We start from the raw sequence: 26,630 nt of genomic DNA, 5'->3' as shown, positions 1-26,630 counted from the left end.
CGGCTCCCGCGGCAGGACCGCTACCCCACCCTCACCGGGTCGACGACGATACGCAGCGGGTCGGACTGACGACGCGTGGCACGTAACGACTGGGCCGCCCGTAGCGACGCACCCAGGGCCTCGACCGTCTCCCCCGGTGCCCCCGGGGGCACCGGCACCCGGATGATCAGCCGTCGGGCCTGATCGGCCTCCGGCTCCCCCAGTCCGGCCGGGAGACGCACCCCCGGGGGAAGTTCCACCGGTCCCAGACGCTCCACGCCACCGAGCTGGTCCGGTGTGGTCCAGGCGTCCTCGAACTGCTCGAGGGAGGTCGACGTCCCGTCCACCGCGACCAGCGTCACCGCGGGCGGGAATCCGGCGTTGTGGCGTCCCGCCAGCTCACGGGCGGCGGCGCCCTCCGGATCCCACCGGATCAGTGCCTGCACCGTCGGGTCGTCCGGCGCCACGGCGACCACCATCTCGCCACCACTGTCGCGGGGGACCGCCAGGCACGCGGCCTCCATCCACTGCCGGAGGGCGTTCTCCCCGGCCCGCAGGTCCTCGCGGCCCAGCGTCAGCCAGGTGTCGAGGACGACGACCGCACCGTAACCGCCACCGTCCTCGACCACCGGCTCCGACCCCGGTGTGGCCACCACCAGACCGGGCCGGTCAGGGACGTGGGTGCGCATCTGGCCACCGCCGGAGACCACCACCGGCACCCCGGTGAACGCCCGTCCCAGCTCCTCGGCGGTACGCTCCTGGCCGACCACCGACATCCGCAATGCATGACCACCGCAGGTCCCGCAGGTGAAATGGCCCTCCAACGCGCCGCACCAGCGGCACCGGGGTGCTGCCGCCGCACCGTCGGACGGGCCCGCCGGCAACTCCAGGGGGCCGTTGCAACGACGGCACCGGGCCGGCGTCCGACAGCTCGAACACGCCACCGCCGGGGCGTACCCACGCCGCGGGACCTGCACCAGGCACGGCATCCCCGCATCCAGACTGCGTCGCATCGCCTTCACTGCGGCGGACGGCAGGCGGGCGTGACCGGCATGGGCGTCATGGATGTCGTCGAGCGCGTGGATCCACGGCATCCGCTCCCGGAGCAGCTCAGGCCCCGGACGCAGGGACGGGGTGAAACCCTCCTCCACCCACTGCTGGACCTCCGCCGACCGGTGCGCCCCGCCGACCAGCAGGGCCGTACCTTCCAACTCCGAACGCAGGCGCAGCACCTCACGGGAATGCAGATAGGGAGAGCGCGGATCGACGAGGTTGTCGTCGGCCTCGCCCACCAGCACGATCAGGCGCAGGTCCTTCACCGGGGCGCTGGCCGCCGACCGGGTGCCGACCACCACCCGCCCCTGGCCCGCCAGCACCGACAGGTACCGCCGGTAGCGAGCCGCCGGACCCACCTTCGCGGTCAGTTCGGTGATCTGCGCCGCGGAGAGGAACTCCCGTAGCGCGCCGACGAGACGGTCCACGTCACGCTGGTCCGGCGCCACCACGAGCACCCCGCCACCGTCCCAGGCCACCGAGGCCGCAGCCTCGGCGACCCGCGCCGACCAGTCCTCCCCCGGGGTCCACAGCCACGACGCCCTCGCCGGGCGTCCGTCGTGCACCGCACGCAGAAAACTGTCGGCATGGCGGTACCCTGCCCATCCGGCGGCGGCAGCCTGACGCGGCGCCTCCACCAGGTCCTCCCGGGACACCAGGGAGCCGTAGAGCTCCTCCCAGTCGGCACCCCCACCGAACAGGCCGTCCTTCTCCGCCGAGGCGTGGCGCGCGGGCACCAGTGCCCGGATCACGTCTGAGCGGGTGCCCGCATACCGGTCAGCGAGATGGTTCACCAGCGACCACAGGTGCGGTGGGACGAGCTGCAGCGGGCTGATCACCCGGTTCAGCGGGGCGAGCGTGCCCACATGGTCGGTGGTCCGACGCCGTTCCACCAGCAGGGCGTCCACCAGCCGACCGGCGAAGCGCACCCGGACCTTCACACCCGGGCGGGCCTCCTCGGCGAGTTTCGCCGGGACGGCGTAGTCGAAGAGCCGGTCCAGGTGCGGCATGCCCAGCAACGGCAGCACCCGGGCGACCGGATCGTCGACCTCAGGGACGGCAGCTGCCGCGGCGTCGGGAACGTCGGCCACCGGCGGAACCTACTGCGCGACGTTCGCCGCGACGATCTCCTCGACCGCCGCGGTCAGTGCCTCGGCGCGGTCGGTGTTCTCCCACGGCAGGTCGATGTCCGTGCGGCCGAAGTGGCCGTAGGCGGCGGTCTGCGCGTAGATCGGACGCAGCAGGTCCAGGTCCCGGATGATCGCCCCGGGCCGCAGGTCGAAGACCTCACTGACCGCCTGCTGGATCTGCTCGTCGGTCAGCCCGTGCTGGGCGGTGCCGAAGGTCTCCACGTACAGGCCGACCGGGCGGGCCCGGCCGATGGCGTAGGCCACCTGCACCTCGGCGCGGTGGGCCAGTCCGGCGGCGACGATGTTCTTGGCGACCCACCGCATCGCGTACGCGGCGGACCGGTCGACCTTGCTCGGGTCCTTGCCGGAGAAGGCGCCGCCACCGTGCCGGGCCATGCCACCGTAGGTGTCCACGATGATCTTGCGGCCGGTCAGGCCCGCGTCGCCCATGGGCCCGCCGAGGATGAAGGACCCCGACGGGTTGATCAGCAGCGTCAGCTCACCGGTGACGAAGTCCTGCAGCCCGGCGTCCTCGACGACCCAGTCCACCACGTGGGTCCTCAGCTGCTCGGTGAGCTCCGCCTGGCTGATCTCCTCGTCGTGCTGGGTGGAGATGACCACGGTGTCCAGGTGGGAGGGGCGGCCGTCGGCGTCGTAGGCGAAGGTGACCTGCGTCTTGCCGTCCGGACGGAGGTGGTTGACGATGCCTTCCTTACGCACCTGGGTCAGCCGACGCGACAGACGGTGGGCCGTGGCGATCGGCAGCGGCATCAGCTCCGGGGTCTCGTCGGTGGCGTACCCGAACATCAGGCCCTGATCGCCCGCGCCGGCCTGGTCGACGTCCTCGTACTTGTCGTCGGCGGCGCCGCTGCGGATCTCGTGGGAGGTGTCGACACCGTCGCCGATCTCCTGCGACTGCTCGCCGATGGCGATGTTCACCCCGCAGGTGCGGCCGTCGAAGCCCACCGAGGAGGAGGTGAAACCGATGCTCAGCAGCGTCTCGCGGACCAGCTTGGGGATCTCGACGTAGGCGTCGGTGCGGACCTCGCCGGCCACGTGGACCTGGCCGGTGGTGACCATGGTCTCCACGGCGACATGCGAGCGCGGGTCCTTCTGCAGCAGCGCGTCGAGAATGGTGTCGGAGATGGCGTCACAGATCTTGTCGGGGTGGCCTTCGGTCACGGACTCACTGGTGAAGAGGCGGGGGCTTGCATTGGACGAAGTGGTCACTGTCCTGAACTTCCTGACTTCCTGTCGTGATGTAACTTGTGCTTCCTGAGCGTGGTGCGCGCCCGAACGTCACCATCCTAGACCAAGCAGTCTGGAAGGCGGTGACGGCGGGCCCGGCCCCGTCGCGTGACGAATCCTGGGTCAGCCGGGCAACAGCTCCTCGACCGCGTCGACGATGTACGAGGCGACCACGAGTTTCGAGGACGCCGGAACCTCGGTGACCTCCTCGGCGCCCGGACGGTCGCCGGGGGTGAGGATCCAGCCCTGGCTGTCGTCCTGACCGAACACCACCCCGTCGCCGACGGCGTTGCACATCAACAGGTCGCAGCCCTTACGCTCCAGTTTCGCCCGGGCGTGGTCCGGGGGCTGTGGTGCTCGTCGCCGGTCTCCGCGGCGAATCCGGCGATCACCAGATCCTCCGGCAGCCCGCCGGCGCGACGCCGCTCCACCAGGCCCTGCAGGATGTCCGGGTTCTCCGCCAGCGCCAGGGTGGACAGGTCGTCCTCCCCACCCTTCTTCAGCTTGGCGCCCGCCTCGCTGGCCGGACGGAAGTCCGCCACCGCGGCGGCCATGACCACCGCATCCACCCCGCCGGCCAGTTCACCGACGGCGGCCTCCAGGTCCCGGGCGCTTCTGATCCGGGTGAGGCGGGCCCCCGACGGGACCGGGAGATCCTCGGTGACCCCGGCGATCAGCTCCACCTGGGCACCACGCTGCACGGCGACGTCGGCCAACGCGAACCCCTGGCGGCCCGAGGATGCGTTGCCCAGGTAGCGCACCGGGTCGAGCGCCTCATGCGTACCACCGGCGGTGACCAAAATCCGGCGTCCCGCCAGCGACTGCCGGAAGATGCCGAACCTGTCCTGTGCCGCTGTGGCCAGTGCACCGATGTGCCCCGGTTCGGGAAACCGCCCGGCACCGGAGTCGGTACCGGTCAACCGGCCGTGGGCGGGCTCGAGCACCGTGACGCCGCGACGGCGCAGTGTGGCCACATTCTCCCGGGTGGCGGGATTCTGCCACATCTCCGTGTGCATCGCCGGCGCCAGGACCACCGGGCAGGTGGCCACCAGCACGCTGGCGGTCAGCAGGTCGTCCGCCCGGCCGTGGGCCAGACGGGCGAGCAGGTCCGCCGTCGCCGGGGCGATGACGATCAGGTCGGCGTCCTGGCCCAGCCGGACGTGGCGGACCTCGTCGACGCCGTCGAACACGGTGGTGGACACCGGGTTACCGGACAGGGCCTCGAACGTGGCGGCACCGACGAACCGCAGGGCCGACTCCGTCGGGATGACGTGGACGTCGTGCCCGGCCTCGGTGAAGTAGCGCACCAGTGCGCCGGACTTGTAGGCGGCGATACCGCCACCCACGCCGACGAGCACGTTCAGATTGTTTTCACTCACGGAGAACCAGCCTAGCCCACAGCGTCAGACCGCCGTGGACCGGGAACGGCTCAGGCCCGTCACCCGACGTCCGGCCACAGTGAAAGTTCTGTGGCCACGGACGTCGCGTGACGGGCCTGACGCGGCGGGGTCGATCAGCCTTCGGTGTGCTCCAGCAGATCGCCCTCGATCTCACGAAGAGCCACCGACAGCGGCTTCTCGTGGGCTTCCGGGGTGACCAGCGGGCCGACGAACTCGAACACGCCGTCACCGACGGTCTGGAAGTAGTTGTTGATCTGACGCGCACGCTTGGCCGCGAAGATCACCAGGGCGTACTTCGAGGACACCTTGGTCAGCAGATCGTCGATCGGCGGGTTCGTGATGCCGACCGCCGGGTCGAAGACGGTTGAGTTGTCGTTGGTTTCCACTCCACACCTTTGTTTCTCGAATAGTCTTACTGTGCGTGCCCGGTCAGCAGTGCGCTGATCTCGGCGACGGCCTCGGTGACGTCCCGGTTCACGACGACCCGGTCGAACTCGTCCTTGGAGGCGAGCTCTTCACGGGCGGTCTCCAGGCGACGCCGGATGACGTCCTCACTCTCGGTGCCGCGGCCGGTCAGCCGCTCCACCAGGTCCTCCCAGGTGGGAGGGGCCAGGAACACCGTGAGTGCCTCGGGCATCATCCGCTTGATGTTGCGGGCCCCGGCCAGGTCGACCTCGACCAGGACCGGGCGGCCTGCCTGGAGCGCCTCGGTGACCGGCTGCCGGGGGGTACCCGACAACTGCAGCCCCCCGTGGATCTCCGCCCACTCGAGCATGAGGCCACTGTCCACCTCGGCCCGGAAGCGTTCCCGGGTGACGTAGTGGTAGTCCTGCCCGTCGACCTCACCGGGACGAGGGTCCCGGGTGGTCCACGACACGCTGAAGAACAGGTCCGGGACCGACGCCTTCAACTGTGCGACGACCGTTGACTTCCCGACCGCCGACGGTCCCGCCAGGACGACCAGGTGCGGACCGGACACGTCCGTGCCCTGCGCTTCGGCCTGCACTTGCGGGGTCAAGGCTCCTAGACCTCGAAACCGAAGCGCTCCAGCAGGGCGCGACGCTGACGGTCGCCGAGGCCGCGGAGGCGACGGGTGGGGGCGATCTCCAGCTCGGTCATGATCTCCTGCGCCTTGACCTTGCCGACCTTGGGCATGGCCTCGAGAAGGGCGGACACCTTCATCTTGCCGATGATCGGGTCTTCGTCGGCGTCAGCAAGGACCTGCTTGAGGTCGGTGCCTCCACGCTTGAGCTTCTCCTTGAGCTCGGCACGGGCCTTGCGGGCCTCGGCGGCCTTCTTCAGGGCTTCTGCACGCTGCTCCGGGGTCAACTGGGGAAGGGCCACGGGTTCCTCCGTCTTGTTCTGTGGTTCGATGTGACTTGCTTGGGGGTACTTCAGGTGTTTCAGTCGGCCGGACCTGTGCCCGACCGTCAACCTCGACGAATCCTAGCGATGGGCTGTGCCGAATAGCAACAGCCCCGCACGGAAAGTACGCGCCTGGTGTCTGTTGGACGTCCTGCACCGCCCCCACGTTCACACGGGAGAAGCGTCGCAGGTCGCGACCATGAAACAACGCGCCAAGTGTAGCACTACGACCCGGGGATGTTGAACAAACCCCCAGTTCGCGCTCCTCGGCGCGTCGACAGTCCGGACGTTCAGAGGTGCGGGAACGCTGCTGAGGCGTCTGTGACGGCCTGTCGCAGGTCCCCAACATCCGGGCCTGCTGAGAGCACCGAACGCGAGATGTTGGGGCTGGCCCATTTCTCCGCGGCTCCGGCGATCCGGCGGATGTCGTCGGCCGCCCCGCCCTGGGCGCCGACGCCGGGCATCAGCACGATGCCGCCGACGTCGGTGAGGTCCGGCGGGTCGGCGACGGTCGCGCCGACGACGACGCCGACATTCCCGCCACCGGGGTGGGCGGCATTGTGCTCCGCGGCCCAGTCGACGACGGTCTGGGCCACGCTGCGCCCACCGTCGGTGGCCAGGGTCTGGAACTGCGGACCTCCGGGTTCGAGGTCGCCGAGAGCACGATCACCCCCCTGCCGGTGGCGTCACCGGCCTCCAGTGCCGGGGTCAGGGAGTCGAGGCCGAGATAGGGCGAGACGGTGACGGCGTCGGCGCACAGCGGTGAGTCGTCGGACAACCACGCCCGGGCGTACCCGGCCATGGTGGAGCCGATGTCGCCGCGTTTGGCGTCGGCGATCACCAGGGCGCCCGCCCGGCGCAGCTCCGCCAGCGACTGCTCAAGGACGGCGAGCCCGGCTGACCCGAAGGCCTCGTAGAACGCGACCTGCGGTTTGACCACACAGGCGGTGTCGGCGAAGGCCTCCACGCAGAGACGTGAGAAAGTCTCCAGCCCGGCCACGTCGACCCCCAGGCCCCAGGACTCCAGGATCCCCGCATGGGGGTCCATGCCCACACACAGCCGTCCCAGATTCCGGGAACGCTCCAGGTAACGCTCACCGAAGGTGCCGGAGGACACCGGGTGGTCAGTAGTTGTCATGGTTGACGTCCTGGATGGCCCGCACCACGGTGGTGGAGCCCTTCAGCGCCTCGATGCCCTGCACGGCGGCGACGGCACCCTGCACGGTCGTGACACAGGAGACGCCCTGGCGCACGGCTGCGGCACGGATGTCGTAGCCGTCCCCGCGGGCCGCGGCGGTGCTGGCCGGGGTGTTGAGGATGAAGTCGATCGACCCCTCGTCGATGAGGTCGACCACAGAGCGTGCCCCGGACGTGGCGGCGCCGGACTCGATGTCGGTCTGCTTGGCCACGACCTCACACTCCAGCCCGTTGCGCCGCAGCATCGCCGCGGTGCCCTCGGTGGCGACCAGGTCGAAACCGAGGGAGGCCAGACGCTGGATCGGCAGGATCATGGTCCGCTTGTCGCGGTTGGCGACCGAGACGAACACCCGTCCGCTGGTCGGCAGGGAGCCCGTGGCGGCCTCCTGGGACTTGGCGAAGGCCGTGCCGAAGTCGGAGTCCAGCCCCATGACCTCACCGGTGGACTTCATCTCCGGGCTGAGCAGGCTGTCGAGCATCTCGCCCTCCGGGCTGCGGAAGCGGTTGAAGGGCATGACCGCCTCCTTGACCGCGATGGGGTGGCCCAGCGGCAGCGAGCCGCCGTCCCGGTCACCGGGGATCAGGCCCTCGGCGATCAGTTCCCGGATCGGGGTGCCGGTCATGATCCGCGAGGCGGCCTTGGCCAACGGCACGCCGGTGGCCTTCGAGACGAACGGCACGGTGCGCGATGCCCGCGGGTTGGCCTCGATGACGTAGAGGATGTCGTCCTTCAGGGCGAACTGGATGTTCATCAGGCCCTTGACACCGATGCCGTGGGCCAGGGCGGCGGTGGAGCGACGGACGTTCTCGATGTCGCCCTCCCCCAGTGTCATCGGCGGCAGCGCACAGGCGGAGTCACCGGAGTGGATGCCGGCCTCCTCGATGTGCTCCATCACGCCGGCGAGGTAAACCTCCTCGCCGTCGCACAGGGCGTCGACGTCGATCTCGATGGCGTTGTCCAGGAACCGGTCGACCAGCACCGGGTGGTCCGAGGTGATCTCGGTCGCGCGGTCGATGTAGTCCTCCAGGGAGGTCTCGTCGTAGACGATCTCCATGCCCCGGCCGCCCAGCACGTAGGACGGGCGGACCAGCACCGGGTAGCCGATGCGGGAGGCGACGTCGCGGGCCTCGGCGAAGGTGGTGGCGGTGCCGAAGGCAGGGGCGGGCAGCTCCGCCTTCTCCAGCACGGTGCCGAACTCGCCGCGGTCCTCGGCCAGGTTGATGGCCTCGGAGGTCGTGCCGATCACCGGGACACCGGCGTCGGTGAGGCGCTGCGCCAGGCCCAGCGGGGTCTGCCCGCCGAGCTGGACGATCACGCCGGCCACGGTGCCGGACTGCGTCTCGGCGTGGTAGACCTCCATGACGTCCTCGAAGGTCAGCGGCTCGAAGTAGAGACGGTCGGCGGTGTCGTAGTCGGTGGAGACGGTCTCGGGGTTGCAGTTGACCATCACGGTCTCGTAGCCCACCCGGGACAGCTCCAGCGCGGCGTGCACGCAGGAGTAGTCGAACTCGATGCCCTGGCCGATACGGTTCGGCCCGGAGCCGAGGATGATGATCTTGTCGCGGTCACGCTGCTCGGCGACCTCGGACTCCGCCTCCGGGTCCATCTCGTAGGCCGAGTAGTGGTACGGGGTCTGCGCCTCGAACTCCGCGGCACAGGTGTCCACCGTCTTGAAGACCGGACGGATCCCCAGCGACCAGCGCAGCGAGCGCACGCCGTCCTCGCCGGCCAGCTCGGGGCGCAGCGCGGCGATCTGGGCGTCGGACAGGCCCAGGTACTTCGCCTCGCGCAGCAGCTCCTCGGAGAGCACCGGGGCGTCCTCGAGCTCGGCGCGGAAGTCCACCAGCGCCTTGAGCTCATGCAGGAACCAGGGGTCCACCCCGACCGAGGCACGGTGGACCTGGTCCACGGTGGCGCCGAGGCGCAGTGCGAGCTCCATGTCGTACATCCGGCCCTCGGTGGGCCGGCCCAGGTCGTCCAGGACGGCGGCCAGGTCGGTGGCACGCTCACCGGCGAAGTACTCGTCGCTGGTGGTCCAGAACCCGGCGGGTTTGGTCTCCAGCGAGCGCAGCACCTTGTTCAGTGCGGCGATGTAGTTGCGGCCCACCGACATGGCCTCGCCCACGGCCTTCATGGTGGTGGTCAGGGTGTCGTCGGCGCCGGGGAACTTCTCGAAGGCGAAACGCGGGGCCTTGACGATCACGTAGTCCAGCGTCGGCTCGAACGCGGCCGGGGTGACCTGGGTGATGTCGTTGCGCAGTTCGTCGAGGGTGTAGCCGATGGCCAGCAGGGCGGCGATCTTGGCGATCGGGAAGCCGGTGGCCTTGGATGCCAGGGCCGAGGACCGCGAGACGCGCGGGTTCATCTCGATGGTGATCAGGCGGCCGTCCTCGGGGTTGACGGCGAACTGGATGTTGCAGCCACCGGTGTCCACGCCGACGGCGCGCAGGATGGCGATGCCCTGGTCGCGCATGATCTGGTACTCGCGGTCGGTCAGCGTCATCGACGGTGCGACGGTCATCGAGTCACCGGTGTGCACGCCGAGGGCGTCGACGTTCTCGATGGAGCAGATGACCACGGCGTTGTCGTCGCCGTCGCGCATGAGCTCCAGCTCGTACTCCTTCCAGCCGAGGATGGACTCCTCGATGAGCACGTTGGCCTCCGGGGAGGCGGCGAGTCCACCACCGGCGATGCGGTCGAGGTCCTCGTAGGTGAAGGCCAGGCCGGAGCCCAGCCCACCCATGGTGAACGACGGCCGGACCACGACAGGCAGCCCGAGGTCGGCGACGGCGTCGTGGACCTCGTCCATGTTGTGGCAGACGGCGGAACGCGCCGAGTCGCCGCCGATGGAGGCGACGATGTCCTTGAACTTCTGCCGGTCCTCACCGCGCTCGATGGCGTCGATGTCGGCGCCGATGAGTTCGACGTCGTACTTGTCGAGGATGCCGGCCCGGTCGAGCTGGATCGCGGCGTTCAGTGCGGTCTGTCCACCCAGGGTGGCCAGTACGGCGTCGACCGGGTGTCCGGCCTCCTTCTCCGCGGCGAAGATCTTCTCGATGTACTCGGGCTGGATCGGCTCGATGTAGGTGTGGTCGGCGAACTCCGGGTCGGTCATGATGGTGGCCGGGTTGGAGTTGATCAGCGAGACGCGCAGGCCCTCGGCCTTCAGTGCGCGGCAGGCCTGGGTTCCGGAGTAGTCGAACTCGCAGGCCTGGCCGATGACGATCGGGCCGGAGCCGATGACGAGGACGTGGTTGATGTCGGTGCGCTTCGGCATTTAGTTGTTCCCTTCCATCAGTTCGATGAACTGGTCGAACAGCGGATTGGCGTCGTGAGGACCGGCGGCGGCCTCGGGGTGGTACTGGACGGAGAAGGCGAGGCCGTTGTCGAGGGCGACGCCCTCGACACAGTCGTCGTTGAGGCAGGTGTGGGTGACCTGGGCGGTGCCGAAGTCGGTGTCGAAGGGTTCACCGGCGCGGCCCTTCAGCGCGAACCCGTGGTTCTGCGAGGTGATGTCGATCTTCCCGGTGAGGTGGTTGAGCACCGGCACGTTGATGCCGCGGTGGCCGAACTTCAGCTTGTAGGTGTCCATGCCCAGTGCACGGCCGAGGATCTGGTTGCCGAAGCAGATGCCGAAGAGCGGGATCTTCTTCGCCAGCACGGTACGGACCTGCTCGACCATGACGTCGGCGGTGGCGGGGTCGCCGGGGCCGTTGGAGATGAACACACCGTCCGGCGAGTACTGCTCGATGAGCGGCTCCACCGGGCTGTTGGCGGGGACGACGACGGTACGGATGCCACGGGAGACGAAGTTGCGCGGGGTGTTGGTCTTGATCCCCATGTCGTAGGCCAGGACGGTGAAGCGGGCATCTTCCCCACCCTCGGCCTCCAGGACGTAGGTCTCGTCGGTGGAGACCTCTGTGGCAAGGTCGGCCCCGGCCATCGACTGCTGGGCGTTGACCTCGGCGACGAGGTCCTCGACGGGACGTCCGGCGGCCTCGCCGCTGAAGACGCCGGCGGCGACGGAACCCTTGTCGCGCAGGTGACGCACGATCGCGCGGGTGTCGACCCCCTGGATGCCGATGACACCCTGCTTCTCCATCTCCTCGGACAGGCTGCGGTCGGCACGCCAGTTGGAGACGGTGCGCGACAGGTCACGGATGACCAGACCGGCGACCCAGATCCGGTCGCCGTGGGACTCTCCGTCCTCGTCGTTCCACCCGGTGTTTCCGATCTGCGGCGCGGTGGCCACCACGATCTGCCGGTGGTAGGACGGGTCGGTCATCGTCTCCTGGTAGCCGGTCATGCCGGTGGTGAACACGGCTTCACCGAGGGTGGTGCCGGTGGCACCGAAGGCCCGGCCACGGAACACCCGTCCGTCGCCGAGCACCAGCAGCGCGGGGGTGCGGGAGGAAGTCACAGCAGTACTCTTCTCTGTCGTATTGTCGGTCATTTGTCGCTCACCTGGCCGTCACGGCAGGTCACCCGGCCACGCAGCAGCGTGGTGGTGACCTTCACGGGCAGGTCCATCCCCTCGTAGGGGGTGTTGGAGGATTTCGAGGCCATGTCCCCGCCGTGGGCGGTCCACCCGTGCTCCGGGTCGACCACGCACAGGTTCGCCGGCTCGCCGACCGCCACCGGACGGCCGTGTCCCGGCAGCCTGAGGATCTCGGCGGGACGCTCCGACATCACCCGGGCCACGAACCGCCAGTCCTGGCGTTCCTGGTCCTCCGGCGGATCGGTGACGAACAGCTGGGCGATGATGGCCAGGGAGGTCTCCAGGCCCAGCATCCCGGGGCGTGCCTTGTCGAACTCGCAGCACTTCTCCTCCGAACCGTGGGGGGCGTGGTCGGTGGCCACGCAGTCCACGGTCCCGTCGATCAGTGCCTGTCGCAGGGCGAGGGTGTCGCGGGTCTCACGCAGCGGCGGGTTGACCCGGTAGTGCCCGTCGTAGGTCTCCAGCTTCTCGTCGGTGAGGATGAGGTGGTGCGGGGTGACCTCCGCGGACAGGGGGATGCCGTGGTCGCGGGCCCAGCCGAGCAGCCCGACGGTGCCCTCGGTGGAGGCGTGGCAGATGTGCAGGCGTCCGCCGTAGTCGCGGGCCAGCAGGGCGTCGCGGATCACGATGGACTCCTCCGCCACGCGCGGCCAGCCCCGCAGGCCCAGGCGTGCGGCGGTCTCGCCCTCGTGGGCGACGGCGCCCTCGGTGAGGCGGGGCTCCTCGCAGTGCTGGGCGAGCAGGACGTCCAGCCCGCCGGCGTACTCGACGGCGCGGCGCATCAGACGGGGGTCGTCGACGCACTTGCCGTCGTCGGAGAACATGCGGACCTTGGCGTCCGAGTCGGCCATCATGCCGAACTCGGTGAGCTCCCGGCCCTTGAGTCCACGGCTGATCGAGCCGACCGGGTGGACGTCGCAGAGGTTCTTCTGCTGGCCCTTGAGCCAGACCATCTCGGCGATGGCTGGGGTGTCGGTGACCGGGTCGGTGTTGGCCATGGTGAACACGGCGGTGAACCCGCCACGGGCCGCGGCGGCGGAGCCGGTGGCGATGGTCTCGGTGTCTTCACGGCCGGGCTCGCGCATGTGCACGTGCATGTCGACCAGGCCGGGCAACAGGACCTGGCCCTCGAGGTCCAGGATCTCGACGGCCCCGGCGCTGTCGCCGGGGTCGACGGTGCCTGCGGGCGCGATCTCGACGATCACGCCGTCGCGGACCAGGACGTCCTGCGGGTCACCTTCGCCGTAAGGCAGGACGCCGCGCAGCAGCACCTCGCCCTCGGCGGCCGGGTGCAGGGCACCGGTGGCCGGGTAGTCGTTCACGTTCTTCTCCTCCGGGGTGGGTGTGGTCGTCATCGGGGGTCCCCCGATGCACTCGCGGCGCTGGTCGAGTTGTCGGTACCGTCCGTGCCGACCAGCAGCGTGAACAGGGCGGCCATACGCACGTGCACGCCGGCGGTGACCTGGTCGAGGACCACGGTCTGCGGCGCGTCGGCCACGGCGTCGTTGATCTCCATGCCGCGCAGCATCGGACCGGGGTGCAGGACGACCACGTCATCCTTCAGCGCATCCAGGCGCGCCGTCGACAGCCCGTAGCGGGTGGCGTACTCGCGGTGCGAGGGGAAGAAGCCGCCGTCCATACGTTCGGCCTGGACACGCAGCATCATCACCGCATCGGCGCCGGCGATCGCCTCGTCCATGTCATGGCTGATCCGGACGGTGCCGGTGCTGGGGGCGCCGCCGTGCGGGTTCACCCAGTGTTCGATCCCGGGGGCCAGCAGGGTGCGGGGTGCCACGAAGGTCACGTCCACACCCAGTGCGGTGAGCAGCAGGGCATTCGACCGTGCCACGCGCGAATGCAGGATGTCGCCGACGATCACCACGTGGCTTCCCTCGAGGGTGCCGAGTTTGTTGCGCAGGGTCACCGCGTCGAGCAGAGCCTGGGTGGGGTGCTCGTGGGAGCCGTCACCGGCGTTGAGCACACTGATGCCCTCACGGCCGGTCCCGACCCAGTTGGCGACCTGGCGCGCCGCACCGGAGGACGGGTGGCGCATGATGATCGCGTCTGCGCCGACGGCGCGCAGCGTCAGGGCCGTGTCCTTGAGCGACTCGCCCTTCTTCACCGAGGACGACGACGCCGAGATATTGATGACGTCGGCACTCATCCACTTGCCGGCGGTCTCGAAGCTCGAGCGGGTGCGGGTCGAGTTCTCGTAGAACAGGGTGAACACCGTGCGGCCGCGCAGTGTCGGCAGTTTCTTGACCTCACGGTCGCGCAGGGAGTCGGCGAAACGGTCCGCCTCGTCCAGCAGCAGGGTGATCTCGGAGGCGTCGAGGTCGGCAATACTCAGCAGGTGCTTCATGCGTGGTCTCCTTCGGGCGCCGTGTCCGCCGGGCGCAGGAGCTCCACGCTGTCGGCGCCGTCGATCTCGGCGAGAGAGACACGGACATCTTCACTGGTGGAGGTGGGGATGTTCTTGCCCACGTAGTCAGCCCGGATCGGCAGTTCCCGGTGGCCGCGGTCGACGAGGACGGCGAGTTGGACGATGTGGGCCCGGCCCACGTCCTGAAGGGCGTCCAGGGCAGCACGGATCGTCCGACCCGAAAACAGGACGTCGTCGACCAGGATGACGGTCGCTCCGTCGATACCCTCGCGCGGGACGCTGGTCGGTTTCAGGGCGCGGTGCGGGGTCGACGTCAGGTCGTCCCGGTAGAGTGTCGCGTCCACGGAGCCGTGGAAGACGCTGACCCCGCTGAACTCCTCGATCCGGGCCGCCAGTCGCGCCGCCAACGGCACGCCCCCCGACGGGATCCCCAGGAGCACCACCCGGTCCGAACCGGGCGCATCCAACGCCGTCTTCTCGATGATCTGGTGCGCGATGCGTGCGACAGTACGTCCGACGTCGTCCGCGCCCATGAGGGCGACGGTGGTTCCGTCGGAATGCTGTGTGCTCATCGTGACCTCCTTCCCCGCCTCACTGGACGGATCGTTAAAGGTGGTCGGAGCCGGCCGGGAGCCGGATCCATGTTCCGTGCTGAAGTCTAGCACGGCCGGGGTGCTACTTCTCCCCGGTCTCCCCCGACGGATCAGGGGTGTCAGACGTCTCGTCGACGATGCCGTCGATCAGGGAGTCCGCCTGGGCACGCTCGGCGTCCTGCACCCGCTTTGCCTCGGCGGCGTCCTGCTCGGCCTCGGCCGCGGCGGCCGCCTCATCGGCGAGACGCTTGTCCCGGGCGATGCCGTCGAGGACGGCGTTGACGTATCCGGGGGCCTTGTCATGCGAGTACTCCGAGGCGAGCTCGATGCCCTCCTTGAGAGCCACCCTCGCCGGGACCTCCTCGTTGTAGAGCAGCTCCCAGGCCGAGACACGCAGCACGGCACGGTCCACCGCGGGAAGCCGGTCCAGACGCCAGGTACTGCTCAGGTGTGCGGCGATGGCCTCGTCGATCTCGTCGAGAGCCGAGGCCACCCCGGGCACGATCCGGGCGGCGTACTCCGGGACCGGCTTGACCTGGTTCGAGTCGTCCCTGGCCAGTTCGACACGGTCCTCCACGATCTCGACGGGGTCGATGTCGCGGAACTCCGCCTCGAAGAGGATGTCGACGGCGCGCTGTCGGGCCTTGTAACGGGCCCCGTGGCGGCGATAGGACTCGCCGGATTCTGTGTCTGCCATGGGGTCTAGTTGTTGACGCGGGAGAGGTACTCGCCGGTGCGGGTGTCGACCTTGACGACGTTGCCGGTCTCCAGGAACAACGGCACCTGGATCTCGGCACCGGTCTCCAGGGTGGCCGGCTTGCTGCCGCCGGTGGAGCGGTCGCCCTGCAGGCCCGGGTCGGTGTGCTCGATGGCCAGGTCGACGGACACCGGCAGCTCGCCGAAGAGGATCTCGCCGTCGTGGAAGGACAGCTGGACGCGCATGTTCTCCAGCAGGAAACGGCCCGCGTCGCCGAACTTGGCGGAGGGCACCTCGAACTGCTCGAAGTCCTTGTCGTCCATGACCACGAAGTTCTCGCCGTCGTGGTACAGGTAGGTCATGTCGCGGCGGTCCACGGTGGCGGTCTCGACCTTGACGCCGGCGTTGAATGTCTTGTCGAGGGTCTTGCCGGAGAGACGTCCTTGAGTTTCGTCCGGACGAAAGCAGGGCCCTTGCCCGGCTTGACGTGCTGGAACTCAATGATCTGCTGCAGCTTGTTGTCGATCTTCAGCACGAGACCGTTCTTGAAATCCGCGGTTGTCGCCACGTGTATGCTCCCTGGATATCTTGGTTGGGTGGTCAGCCGAACAGTCTAGCAGCCCGCCGTCAGACCACCTGTAACGCGGTGGACGAGGGATTGACCGACTCCGCGCCCTCTGCCGTGACGATGTAGGTGTTCTCGATGCGCAGCCCCGTGCGCCCCGGGAGGTAGACACCGGGCTCGATCGTCAGGGTCATCGACTCCGCGAGGGTCTTGTCCCGGGGTGTGCGCGACGCGGCGTAGGGGGCCTCGTGCACGTCAAGGCCCACTCCGTGTCCGGTGGAATGGACGAAGTACTCGCCGTACCCGGCCTCGTCGAGGATGTCCCGGCAGACTTTGTCGACGTCGAAGAGCGCCGCACCGGGACGCACCGCCTCCACACCCGCGCTGAAGGAGCGGTGGACCAGGTCGTAGAGTTCCGCGGACAGCGTGTCCGGCTCCCCGACACACACCGTCCGGGTCTGGTCTGAGGCGTAACCGTCCAGCCATACGCCGAAGTCCACGGTGACCAGGCCCGGGACGATGACGTCACGGGACACCCCGGCATGGGGTTTGGCGGCGTTGACGCCGGAGGCCAGGATCGTGTCGAAGCTCAGCCCGTCCGCACCGGCCGAGCGTAGCCTGTGCTCCAGGTCAGCGGCGGCCTCGATCTCGGTGATCCCCTCGCGGATCCCCCCTGCGGCGATGAAGTCGGAGAACACGGAGTCCGCCAGGCGCCCCGCCTCACGCAGTGCGTCGAGCTCTGCGGCGTCCTTGACCAGACGCGCGGCCTCCACCGCCCCCTCCAGGATCGGCGGGTCACCCAGGCCGCGTGCATCGGCGACGGTCATGCCCGGCTCAACGGCGACACCGCTGTCCCCCGCGACCGACCGCAGTTCCCCGAGCAGGTCGCGGGTGATCCGGATGTCCACCCCGGGTGTCCCGGACGTCTCCTGTCGCACCTGCGTGTCGTAGCGGCCGTCAGTGGCCAGGGTGACGGCCGCTTCAGAACCTTCGGAGCCCTCGGAGTCGAGGAGCAGGGCGGCGTTGGAGCCGCTGAACCCGGTGAGATAGCGGACGTTCTTCAGGTCGGTGACCAGAAGAAACCGGTGACCTGCGGCGGAGAGGGTGTCGGCGACGGCCTGACGGCGGCTGAGGAAGTCTGTCATGCCCCCAGGCTACGCCCCGGTGTTCTCCTGCCGTGCAAGGTACTCCACTGCCATGGTGTAGCCCTGCGCACCGAGACCGGCGATCACCCCACGGGCGATCGGAGAGAGGTAACTGTGGTGCCGGAAGGCTCGCGGGCGTGGATGTTGGAGAGGTGGACCTCCACGAAACCCGGACCATCGGCCACCTCTGCCAGCGCGTCACTCAGCGCGACGGAGGTGTGGGTCAACCCGCCCGGGTTGATGATCACCGCGTCGCCGTCGTCGGCGGCCCGGTGCACCCGGTCGATCAAGGCGCCCTCATGGTTGGACTGCAGGAAGTCGATGTCCACGCCGAGACGGGTGGCGTCGGAGCGCAGGCCGGCCTCGATGTCGGCGAGGGTCGTCGACCCGTAGATCTCCGGTTGGCGTCGGCCCAGGCGGTTGAGGTTGGGTCCGTTGAGGACGACGATGCGCATGGTGGTGTTCCTGTTCTACTGGTGGTTGTCAGGGGTGGTGTTGCGGTAGGCGGTGGTGAGGTCGTCCTGCGACGGGTCCACCAGCGTCCGGGGGGCGTACGAGCCGGTGTCGTCGCTGACGACGACGATCCGCAGGCTGCCGTCCTTGTTCTTCTTGTCCCGGGCCATGACCTCGGTCAGTTCCTCCAGGGAGGCGTTGCCGTAGCTGGTGGGCAGGCCCACGCTCTGCAGGATGCGCCGGTGCTGGTTGACGGCCTCCGCGCTGAGCAGGCCGGCGGCGTGGGCGAGCTCGGCCTCGAAGACCATGCCCACTGCGACCGCGTGGCCGTGCCGCCAGCGGTAGTTCTCATGCTGCTCGACGGCGTGACCGTAGGTGTGGCCGTAGTTGAGGATCTCACGCAGGGAGGACTCCCGGAGGTCCTGTCCCACCACGTCCGCCTTCACGGTGATCGCGGCCTCGATGAGCTCCGGCAGCGTGCCGTGGGGGTCGCATGCGGCGACCGGGTCTGACTCGTAGAGATCGAGGATATGACCGTCGCGGATGAAACCGGCCTTGATGATCTCCGCGCTGCCGGCGACGATCTCGGGACGCGGGAGTGTCTCGAGGACGTCGAGATCGACGAGGACGGCCGAGGCTCGTGGAAGGCGCCGACGAGGTTCTTGCCCGCGGCGGTGTTGATGCCGGTCTTCCCGCCGACCGCCGCATCGACCATGGCCAGCAGCGTCGTCGGGTACTGGACGACGCGGATCCCGCGCATCCAGGTCGCCGCGATGAAACCGGCCAGATCGGTGGTCGCCCCGCCCCCGACACCGACGATGACGTCCTGACGGGAGAGCCCCGCCTCGGCGCAGACGTCCCAGCAGGCCGCGGCACCCGCGACGGTCTTGGCTGCTTCGGCGTCCGGGGTCTCGTACAGGACGGGTTCGACACCGGCGGCACGCAGCCCGTCGGCGACGCGGGCCGCGAGACCGGCCAGCGGAGGCTGGTGGAGGATCACGGCACGACGGGCGCCGGGGACGCTGTCAGCCACCGTGGCCGTCAGGTCGCGGCCGATCACCACGTCGTAGGGGTGGTCCGTGGCGACGTGCACGGTACGTGTGCTCGGTCCGGTCACAGCCGTGCCTCCTGCCCGGGGTCGTGTGCGTCACCAGTGCCACTGACGTCACCGGTGAGCTGGGGATCATGGTCGCCGTGCACCCCGATGAGGGCGAGCACCTCGGCCACGGTGTGGCGCGGCGTGCGTCCGTCGGCGTCGACGATGTGGGTGGCGACCTCCTGGTAGAGCTCCTCACGCTGGGTGAGGATCTCGCGGTACCGTTCGGACGGGTCCACCCCGTCGGCGGCGGCAAGTACCGGGCGGGTCGCCAGGTGCGCGGTGCGCCGTGTCCCCTCCTCTGCGGAGACCCGCAGGTAGACCACGGTATGCTCGGCGAGCAGCCGACGTGTCGCGGCAGACAGGACGGCACCGCCACCGAGGGACACGACACCGTCGGACGTCAGGGCCTGGGCGACGTAGACCTCCTCGCGCCGCCGGAACTCCGGTTCCCCGAGCAGGGTGAACAGTTCGCCGCAGGACATGCTGTTGTCGCGTTCGAGCAGTGTGTCTGAATCGACCACCCCGCAGCGCAGAACCTCGCCGAGGGCGTGTCCGACCGTGCTCTTCCCCGCACCGGGTGGGCCGACGAGGACGACCCGTGGGGCTGCCGTCGGATGTTCAGTACTGGCACTCATCTACGCTTCTCCCCAGGTCAGCCGCTGGTCCACGTCGTCCAGGTAGGACAGGTAGTTGCGGCGTGTCTCAGCGACACTGTCGCCGCCGAACTTGTCGAGCACGGCACGGGCCAGCACGAGGGCCACCATGGACTCGGCGACGACGCCGGCCGCCGGCACCGCGCAGACGTCCGATCGCTGGTGGATGCCGGTCGCGGGGCGCCCGTCATCCATGTCGACCGTCGCCAGCGCGCGCGGCACCGTGGAGATCGGCTTCATCGCGGCACGGACGCGCAGCTGTTCACCGTTGGTCATGCCGCCCTCGAGACCGCCGGCCCGGTTGGTCCGTCGTGAGACACCGGAGCTGTTGTCGACCCGGTCGATCTCGTCGTGCGCCTCCGAGCCCCGACGACGGGCTTCCTCGAACCCGTCGCCGACCTCCACACCCTTGATGGCCTGGATGCTCATCAGCGCCTGGGCCAGCTGGCCGTCCAGGCGTGCGTCCCAACTGACGTGGGAGCCGAGCCCGATGGGCAGACCCGAGACGACCACCTCGACGACACCGCCGAGGGTGTCGCCGGACTTCCGGGCAGCCTCGATCTCGGCGATCATCGACTTCTCGTGGCTGTCGCCGTGCACGGTGAATGCCCGGACCGGTGAGCCGTCCACCGCGTCGAGGTCCGCCGGGGCCGGTGGTGGTCCGGTGTAGGTCTCGGACGGGCCGATCGACAGGACGTGGCTGACGACCTCAGCGCCGGTGACCTCACGTAGCAGGGCGCGGGCGAAGGTCCCGGCGGCCACCCGGGCCGCAGTCTCGCGGGCGCTGGAGCGCTCCAGGACCGGACGGGCCTCGTCGTGCCCGTACTTCACCATGCCGGAGAAGTCGGCGTGGCCGGGACGCGGCCGGGTCAGCCGGGCACCGCGGCCCGAATCCATCTCCTTGGCCACGGCCTCGTCCGAGATGTCGACCGGGTCGGCGGACATGATCGTGGTCCACTTCGGCCACTCGGTGTTGCCGATCATCACCGCGACCGGTGAGCCGATGGTCAGGCCGTGCCGCACGCCCCCGAGGAACGTCACCTCATCCGCCTCGAACTTCATGCGGGCGCCACGGCCGTAGCCGAGGCGCCGTCGGGCGAGTTGCCGGGACACCTCGGCGCGGGTGACTGGCACCCCTGCCGGAATGTCCTCGACAACGGAAACAAGGGCCTGGCCGTGCGATTCCCCGGCAGTCGTCCATCGAAGCATGCCCTACATTGTCGCATGATCACCGGGCTGACGTCACCACACCCCACTGTTTATGACCCCGGTCACCGCAGCCGTGGCCACGAGCATCCCCGGTCCGTGCGGCAGGGCGGCGGATCTGACCGTCGGGAACAGCGCGAACAGCAGCGTCACCACCGACGCTGCAGCGATCGTGGCCGCCAGTCCCACCGCTCCCCCGGCAGCCGTGGCGACTGCTCCGAGACTCAGGGCGAGTTTCGCATCGCCCCCGCCGGCCCGGAGCCGGGCCGACAGCATCCCCGGAAGGACGCACAACAGGAACCATGTCGCGCCGCCGACGACAGCCCAGCCGTGGCCGAGGAGAACGACCCCCACCCACGCCACCGGCACCGCCGGCAGGGTCAACCAGTCCGGCAACCGCCGGTACCGGATGTCGTACACGGTCAGCGCGCCCGCCCACGCCAGAACAATCAGCCCCCCGATGGCCCCCACCTTCAGTTAACTCCCCGTGTCCGCCGTGTCCCCCGACTGCGACTCCAGGGTGCGTCGGTGCGCCCGCAGCAACCGGTACATCCCCTCGGTCGACGGCGTCTCCCCGGTGAACTGGCGGAACTGCTCCACACCCTGGCCGGCGAGCATCAGCAGCCCGTCGGACACCGGGCGTCCGGCACCCCGCGCCGCGAGCATCAACGGTGTCGGGTACGGGTCGTAGATCACGTCGACCACCGCCGCCGCAGCCCCCAGGTGCTCGGCCACGGTGGCGGCCCCGGCTGCCGGGATCGTGGAGATCAGTGCGTCTGCGGCGGCACAGACCTCGCCCAGGCGGTCATCGTCCAGCCGCAGCCAGTCGAAGGTCATCCCGTAGGACTCCACCAGGCTCTGCAGGTTCAACGCCCGCTCGGACCGGGCGAGCACGGTCACCGAGGTGAAGCCCTCCGCGGCCAATGCGGCGACGGCCGGACGTGCCGTGCCACCGTTCCCCACGACCACGCCCCGTCCCGCCCCCGTGGCACGGTCCTCGCCGAGCACGGCGCGCAGGCAGGCCGAGAGGCCGTCGACGTCGGTGTTGTCGGCCAGCCACGTTCCGCTCGGCTGCCCTTCGGCGTCCCGTACCGGGACGAGCGTGTTCGCGCTGCCGATGAGGGCGGCACGGTCGGTGACGGTGTCGGCGAGGTCATGGGCGGCGGACTTGCCGGGCATGGTCACCGAGAACCCGCACACACAGGCGGGCGACTGCTGCATCAGTCGGCGGACCTCGGAAGGCTCCCCGGCGTCGACGCGGACGTACACCAGCGACTCGTTGCCCAGCATCGCGGCACTGCCCAGGTGGATCACCGGCGAGAGCGAGTGCCCCACCGGCCGTCCGAGCACGGCGCACAGCTGGACGGCAGGTCCGTCCGGTGCATCGGTCTCGTCCTGGAGTCCGGCCGCCAGGGCGAGGAACTCCTCCACGCTGTACACCTCGGCCGCGTCATTCCCGGTTTCGCTCACCATGGTCCCATCCACCTCTCTGTCTACCGTGCGCTGTCCAGCACGCCGTTGCGACGCGATTCCTCGATCGCGGCCTCATGGTCGGAGAACGACCGGTTGAACACCGTGCGCCCGTCCGTGTCCACGGTCACGAAGTACAGCCAGTCACCCTCGGCCGGGTGCTCCACCGCCTGCAGGGCGGTGATGCCGGGCGAGGCGATCGGGGTGTCCGGCAGCCCCTTCTTCGCGTAGGTGTTCCACGGGGTGTCGCGTCCGCGGTCCTCGTCGGTCGTGGCGACCTCCTGGGCGGCGACGTCGTAGTTGACCGTGGAGTCGAATTCGAGCTGCTGGTCCTCGTCCAACCGGTTGAGGATCACCCGGGCCACCTTGTCGAAGTCGCCCTCAGGAGCCTCACGCTCGATCAGCGAGGCCGCCGTGACCATCTCGTACGGGCTGAGCCCCACGCCCTCCGATGCCTCGAGCAGTCCGGTGCCCTCGTAGACCTCCGTGGAGTCCTCCAGCAGGGAGGTGAGGATCTCCTGCGGGCCGGCGGTCGGGTCGAAGAGGTGCACACCCGGGGAAATGAGACCCTCGATCCGTCGCGGGTCGTCCCCGCGGGACTCGACGTTGTCGACGGCCCATTCCGGGACACCCAGCTCGGCGGCCGGGGTCGTGGCGATGGTCTCGCGCAGGTCGTCGACGCTGACGCAGTCCTCCAGGCCGTCCGTGAGACCTTCCCGGCAGGAGTTGTTCGCGATGGAGGTGAAGATGCCGTCGCGGGTCTCCCCTCCCACCACCGTGACGTCCTCGAGGGTGAGCCCGGTCGGAATGTCGATGACGCCGAGACGCCGTTCATCGTCGGTGAGCGCACCCATGGCGGCGTCCGCGGACATCTTCTGCTGGAGCGCGTAGTAGCCGGCCTCCAGACCACGGTTCTCGCCGCGCTGTTCGGCCTCGTCGGCGGCAGTGAGCATCGCCGAGCGGGAACCGACGACGTCATCCTCGAGCAGCTGCGGGATCAGCCCGGAGACCGTGTCACCCTCGTCCACCCGGATGAGGACCACGTTACCGTCGCCCTCCCCCTCGTAGTCGCGGGTGCCCACCACCTCGCGCTCGTAGTAGACGTAGGCCACGACGAAGATGAGCAGGAGGACCAGTGCGAGGCTGATGGCTATCGACCACTGTCTCCGACGGCGGTACCTGGGTTCGGTCCTGATCTTTCGAGGCAAGGTTCACTCCCACGTCTCTACTGTGTGTACAAGGTGTCAAAACGTCATGAAAACACTGTTGCGCGTCATTCTCGCACGAGGTGGCCGAAGTTCATTGATCGGACACCCGTTTACGGGCAGTTCGGGCGTCAAGCCAACCCTGCAGGATATGCACCGCCGCCGCCTGGTCGATACGTGAACGGCCCTTGCGCTCACTGACCCCGGAGGCCCGCATCGCTCCGGTCGCCGCGACCGTGGACATCCGTTCATCGACGAGCCGGACCGGGATCCCGTCCAGTGCCTCCCGTAGCGCAGCCGCGTAGTTCTCTGCCCGTACGGTGCTCTCCGTCTTCCGTGACCGCAGTGTCACCGGTAGCCCGACGACGACCTCCACCACGAAATTCTCCTCGACAAGTTCCAGGACCCGGCCGAACTCGGAACCCGGGCGCCTGCCACTGCCCTTCTCTGCGGCGACGGTCTCCAGCGGCGTGGCGAGGATGCCGTCGGGGTCAGACAGCGCGACCCCGATACGCACGGTGCCTACGTCGAGTCCGAGACGACGGCCCCGACCGGGGTCGTCGTCACCGGGACGCTCCGGGACGGCCATCAGTTGGCGCCGGACAGGGCCGATTCGACGTGCGGTCGGACAGCCGCCACCGCCGCGTCGATGCCTGACACGTCGCTGCCGGAGCCCTGCGCCATCGACGCCTTGCCACCACCGCGACCGCCCATCAGCGGGCCGATCGCCTTGACGATCTCGCCGGCGGACAGGCCGCGGGCGACGGCGGCGTCGGTGACCGCGGCGATGAACGGGACCTTGCCGGACTCGGGGTCGGCGGAGGCGAAGACCACCACGGCCTCGTCCGACCCGAACCGTGCCTTGGCGTCATTGGCGATCGTCCGCAGGTCTCCGCCGGCGATGCCGTCGGCGACGCGGGCGGCGACGACGCGGACACCGTCCACCGTGACAGCCTGCATGACGTAGTCGCCCACCTTGGCGGTCAGCTCGGCGGTACGGAACTGGTTGATCCGCTTCTCCGCGGCCTGCAGCCGCTCGCTGATCTGGGTGAAACGCTCCGGAAGGTCCTCGGAGGTGACCTTCAGACGGGAGGCCAGGGAACCTGCCACGGCATTCTGGCCGGCCAGGTAACGCATCGAATCCATGCCGGTGTAGGCCTCGATACGCCGTGTCCCCGACCCCACCGACGACTCACCCAGGATCGTGACCGGGCCCACCTGCGAGGAGTGGTCGACGTGGATACCGCCGCACAGTTCCATGGAGAACGGGCCACCGATCTCGACCACGCGGACCCGGGACCCGTAGTTCTCACCGAACAGGGCCATCGCCCCCATGGCCTTCGCCTCGTCGAGGCTGGTCTCGATCGTGTTCACCGTGTAGTCGGTGTCCACGGCCTCATTGGAGATCTCCTGGATCCGACGCAGCTGGTCATCGCTGAGCTGGGTACCGTACTTGAAGTCGAAGCGCAGGTACCCCGGCTTGTTCATGGACCCCGCCTGCACCGCGGTCGGCCCCAGGACGTCCCGGAGCGCTGCATGGATCAGGTGGGTGCCCGAGTGTGCCTGGCGCGCGGCGTGACGCCAGGCGTGGTCGACATGGGCGGCGACGGTGTCGCCCACGGCCAGTTCACCGCCGGTGACGGTGACGCGGTGCAGGGAGACCTTGCGGCCGGTCTTCTGCACGTCCTGGACCTGGGCCAGACCTCCGGGGCCGGTGAGGGTGCCACGGTCGGCCATCTGACCACCGGACTCGGCGTAGAAGGGGGTGCGGTCCAGGATGACCTCGACCTCACTGCCCTCCGGTGCCCGGTCCACGATCTGACCCCCGGAGACCAGGCCCAGGACATGGGCCTCCGCATCAGTGGTCTCGTAGCCCAGGAAGACCGTCGGGTGGTTGTCGACGAAGGAACGGTACACGGACACGTCGGCGTGGACCTGCTTCTTCGCACGGCTGTCGGCCTTGGCCCGCGCCCGCTGTTCGGCCATGCGGGTGTCGAAACCGTCCTTGTCCACCGTGAGACCGGACTCGGACGCCATCTCGATGGTCAGGTCGATCGGGAACCCGTGGGTGTCGTGCAGCATGAAAGCGGCGTCGCCACCCAGTTCAGTCCCGCCGGCAGCCTTGACCTTGGCGGCGGCGTCCTCGAACAACCGGGTGCCGGACTCCAGCGTCTTGAGGAACGCCGTCTCCTCCCCCACAGCGACCGCCCGGATGCGCTCCCAGTTCTCGGTGATCTCGGGGTAGGACGGGGTCATGGTGCTGCGCACGGTGTCCATGAACTTCTCCATGGTGGCACCCGTGGCGCCGAGGAGCCGGGCAGACCGGATGATACGGCGCAGCAGGCGACGGAGAATGTAGCCGCGGCCCTCATTGCCCGGAGTCACGCCGTCGAGGATCAGCATGAGTGCGGTGCGGCTGTGGTCGGCGATGACGCGGAAACGCACGTCCTCGACAGAGTTCTCGACCCGTCCGTAGACGGAACCGGTGAGCTGCTCGGCGACCTGGATGACCGGTGCCAGGAGATCCGTCTCGTAGACGTTCTCGACGCCCTGCAGGATGCAGGCGACACGCTCGATGCCCATGCCGGTGTCGATGTTCTTCTGCGGCAGCTCGCCGACCGGCTCGAAGCCCTCCTTCGGGCTCTTCTCACCGCGGATGTCCTGCATGAACACCAGGTTCCAGATCTCGATGAACCGGTTCTCGTCCGCGGCCGGGCCGCCGTCGACGCCGTACTCCGGCCCACGGTCGTAGAAGATCTCCGAGCACGGGCCGCCGGGTCCCGGTACGCCCATGTCCCAGTAGTTGTCCTCGCCACCGCGGCGCTGGATCCGTTCCTCCGGAACGCCGATCTCCTCGTGCCAGATGGCGGCGGCTTCGTCGTCGGTGCGGTAGACGGTGGGCCACAGCCGGTCCGGGTCCATACCGAACCCGCCTTCGGCGACCGGGTTGGTCAGCAGATCCCAGGCGAACCGGATGACTTCGCGCTTGAAGTAGTCGCCGAAGGAGAAGTTCCCCGCCATCTGGAAGAAGGTGTTGTGCCGGGTGGTGATGCCGACCTCCTCGATGTCCAGGGTGCGCACACACTTCTGGATCGAGGTGGCCCGCGACGACGACGGTGTCTGCTCACCGAGGAAATACGGCTTGAACGGGACCATACCGGCGTTGACGAACAGCAGGTTCGGGTCGTCCAGGATCAACGAGGCGCTGGGAACCTCGGTGTGACCTGCCTTCACGAAATGATTGAGGAATCGCTCGCGGATCTCATGAGTCTGCACAGTTACGGAACCTT

At 69.0% G+C, this 26,630-nt stretch carries 19 protein-coding genes and 5 pseudogenes; all 24 read right to left on the bottom strand.

Annotated elements, in window-relative coordinates; translation table 11 throughout:
* Positions 1 to 20: 20 nt before the first annotated feature.
* A complete protein-coding gene (locus BJF89_RS15430) occupies positions 21 to 2,042 on the bottom strand; it encodes a primosomal protein N' (protein ID WP_075816102.1) in 2,022 nt (673 codons plus the stop codon).
* Positions 2,043 to 2,132: 90 nt separating this feature from the next.
* A complete protein-coding gene (gene metK / locus BJF89_RS15425) occupies positions 2,133 to 3,392 on the bottom strand; it encodes a methionine adenosyltransferase (RefSeq protein WP_075815970.1) in 1,260 nt (419 codons plus the stop codon).
* 141 nt (positions 3,393 to 3,533) lie between these two features.
* Positions 3,534 to 4,789 (bottom strand): annotated as a pseudogene (gene coaBC / locus BJF89_RS15420) (bifunctional phosphopantothenoylcysteine decarboxylase/phosphopantothenate--cysteine ligase CoaBC).
* 134 nt (positions 4,790 to 4,923) lie between these two features.
* Positions 4,924 to 5,196, bottom strand: a complete 273-nt coding sequence (gene rpoZ / locus BJF89_RS15415; RefSeq protein WP_038548496.1) for a DNA-directed RNA polymerase subunit omega — start codon at positions 5,194 to 5,196, stop codon at positions 4,924 to 4,926.
* A gap of 26 nt (positions 5,197 to 5,222) precedes the next feature.
* The gene (gene gmk, locus BJF89_RS15410; RefSeq protein ID WP_075816101.1) at positions 5,223 to 5,789 is read right to left on the bottom strand and encodes a guanylate kinase; all 567 of its coding nucleotides are present in this window, start codon (positions 5,787 to 5,789) and stop codon (positions 5,223 to 5,225) included.
* Between the two features lie 44 nt (positions 5,790 to 5,833).
* Positions 5,834 to 6,154 carry an integration host factor, actinobacterial type gene (gene mihF / locus BJF89_RS15405; protein WP_038548495.1) on the bottom strand — a complete coding sequence of 107 codons (321 nt, stop codon included), beginning with the start codon at positions 6,152 to 6,154 and terminating at the stop codon, positions 5,834 to 5,836.
* A 311-nt stretch (positions 6,155 to 6,465) separates the two neighbouring features.
* A pseudogene (pyrF, locus tag BJF89_RS15400) lies at positions 6,466 to 7,313 on the bottom strand (orotidine-5'-phosphate decarboxylase).
* Positions 7,300 to 10,650, bottom strand: a complete 3,351-nt coding sequence (carB, locus tag BJF89_RS15395) for a carbamoyl-phosphate synthase large subunit (RefSeq protein ID WP_075815969.1) — start codon at positions 10,648 to 10,650, stop codon at positions 7,300 to 7,302. Before carB ends, pyrF begins: the two are co-directional and overlap by 14 nt.
* Complete coding sequence (carA, locus tag BJF89_RS15390) at positions 10,651 to 11,826, bottom strand: glutamine-hydrolyzing carbamoyl-phosphate synthase small subunit (RefSeq protein ID WP_075815968.1); 1,176 nt, start codon at positions 11,824 to 11,826, stop codon at positions 10,651 to 10,653.
* Positions 11,823 to 13,226: a dihydroorotase gene (locus tag BJF89_RS15385; RefSeq protein WP_075815967.1), complete on the bottom strand. Its 1,404-nt coding sequence runs from the start codon at positions 13,224 to 13,226 to the stop codon at positions 11,823 to 11,825. The genes carA and BJF89_RS15385 overlap by 4 nt, the downstream gene beginning before the upstream one ends.
* Positions 13,223 to 14,233 (bottom strand): aspartate carbamoyltransferase catalytic subunit, encoded by a 1,011-nt coding sequence (locus BJF89_RS15380; protein WP_075815966.1) that lies wholly within the window; start codon positions 14,231 to 14,233, stop codon positions 13,223 to 13,225. Before BJF89_RS15380 ends, BJF89_RS15385 begins: the two co-directional genes overlap by 4 nt.
* Entirely contained in the window at positions 14,230 to 14,826 is a 597-nt protein-coding gene (gene pyrR, locus BJF89_RS15375) for a bifunctional pyr operon transcriptional regulator/uracil phosphoribosyltransferase PyrR (RefSeq protein ID WP_075815965.1), read from the bottom strand. Before pyrR ends, BJF89_RS15380 begins: the two co-directional genes overlap by 4 nt.
* A gap of 103 nt (positions 14,827 to 14,929) precedes the next feature.
* Entirely contained in the window at positions 14,930 to 15,544 is a 615-nt protein-coding gene (nusB, locus tag BJF89_RS15370) for a transcription antitermination factor NusB (protein ID WP_075815964.1), read from the bottom strand.
* Between the two features lie 5 nt (positions 15,545 to 15,549).
* Positions 15,550 to 16,112, bottom strand: a pseudogene (gene efp / locus BJF89_RS15365) (elongation factor P).
* A gap of 59 nt (positions 16,113 to 16,171) precedes the next feature.
* Entirely contained in the window at positions 16,172 to 17,254 is a 1,083-nt protein-coding gene (locus BJF89_RS15360; protein WP_075815963.1) for a Xaa-Pro peptidase family protein, read from the bottom strand.
* 9 nt (positions 17,255 to 17,263) lie between these two features.
* A pseudogene (gene aroQ / locus BJF89_RS15355) lies at positions 17,264 to 17,709 on the bottom strand (type II 3-dehydroquinate dehydratase).
* A gap of 15 nt (positions 17,710 to 17,724) precedes the next feature.
* Positions 17,725 to 18,824: pseudogene (gene aroB / locus BJF89_RS15350) on the bottom strand (3-dehydroquinate synthase).
* Positions 18,821 to 19,441, bottom strand: coding sequence for a shikimate kinase (locus BJF89_RS15345; RefSeq protein WP_075815962.1), 621 nt, complete (start codon positions 19,439 to 19,441; stop codon positions 18,821 to 18,823). Before BJF89_RS15345 ends, aroB begins: the two are co-directional and overlap by 4 nt.
* Complete coding sequence (aroC, locus tag BJF89_RS15340) at positions 19,442 to 20,668, bottom strand: chorismate synthase (RefSeq protein ID WP_075815961.1); 1,227 nt, start codon at positions 20,666 to 20,668, stop codon at positions 19,442 to 19,444.
* Between the two features lie 33 nt (positions 20,669 to 20,701).
* The gene (locus tag BJF89_RS15335) at positions 20,702 to 21,136 is read right to left on the bottom strand and encodes a prepilin peptidase (RefSeq protein ID WP_255372693.1); all 435 of its coding nucleotides are present in this window, start codon (positions 21,134 to 21,136) and stop codon (positions 20,702 to 20,704) included.
* A 6-nt stretch (positions 21,137 to 21,142) separates the two neighbouring features.
* Complete coding sequence (locus BJF89_RS15330; RefSeq protein ID WP_075815960.1) at positions 21,143 to 22,138, bottom strand: shikimate dehydrogenase; 996 nt, start codon at positions 22,136 to 22,138, stop codon at positions 21,143 to 21,145.
* A 20-nt stretch (positions 22,139 to 22,158) separates the two neighbouring features.
* Positions 22,159 to 23,343 carry an endolytic transglycosylase MltG gene (gene mltG / locus BJF89_RS15325; protein WP_075815959.1) on the bottom strand — a complete coding sequence of 395 codons (1,185 nt, stop codon included), beginning with the start codon at positions 23,341 to 23,343 and terminating at the stop codon, positions 22,159 to 22,161.
* A gap of 91 nt (positions 23,344 to 23,434) precedes the next feature.
* Complete coding sequence (ruvX, locus tag BJF89_RS15320) at positions 23,435 to 23,929, bottom strand: Holliday junction resolvase RuvX (protein ID WP_075815958.1); 495 nt, start codon at positions 23,927 to 23,929, stop codon at positions 23,435 to 23,437.
* A complete protein-coding gene (gene alaS / locus BJF89_RS15315) occupies positions 23,929 to 26,616 on the bottom strand; it encodes an alanine--tRNA ligase (RefSeq protein WP_075815957.1) in 2,688 nt (895 codons plus the stop codon). The genes ruvX and alaS overlap by 1 nt, the downstream gene beginning before the upstream one ends.
* Between the last annotated feature and the right edge of the window lie 14 nt (positions 26,617 to 26,630).

It is taken from the genome of Corynebacterium sp. CNJ-954 (genome assembly GCF_001942345.1).
Classification (GTDB): Bacteria; Actinomycetota; Actinomycetes; order Mycobacteriales; family Mycobacteriaceae; genus Corynebacterium.
This window is presented reverse-complemented; position numbering and strand designations above follow the sequence as displayed.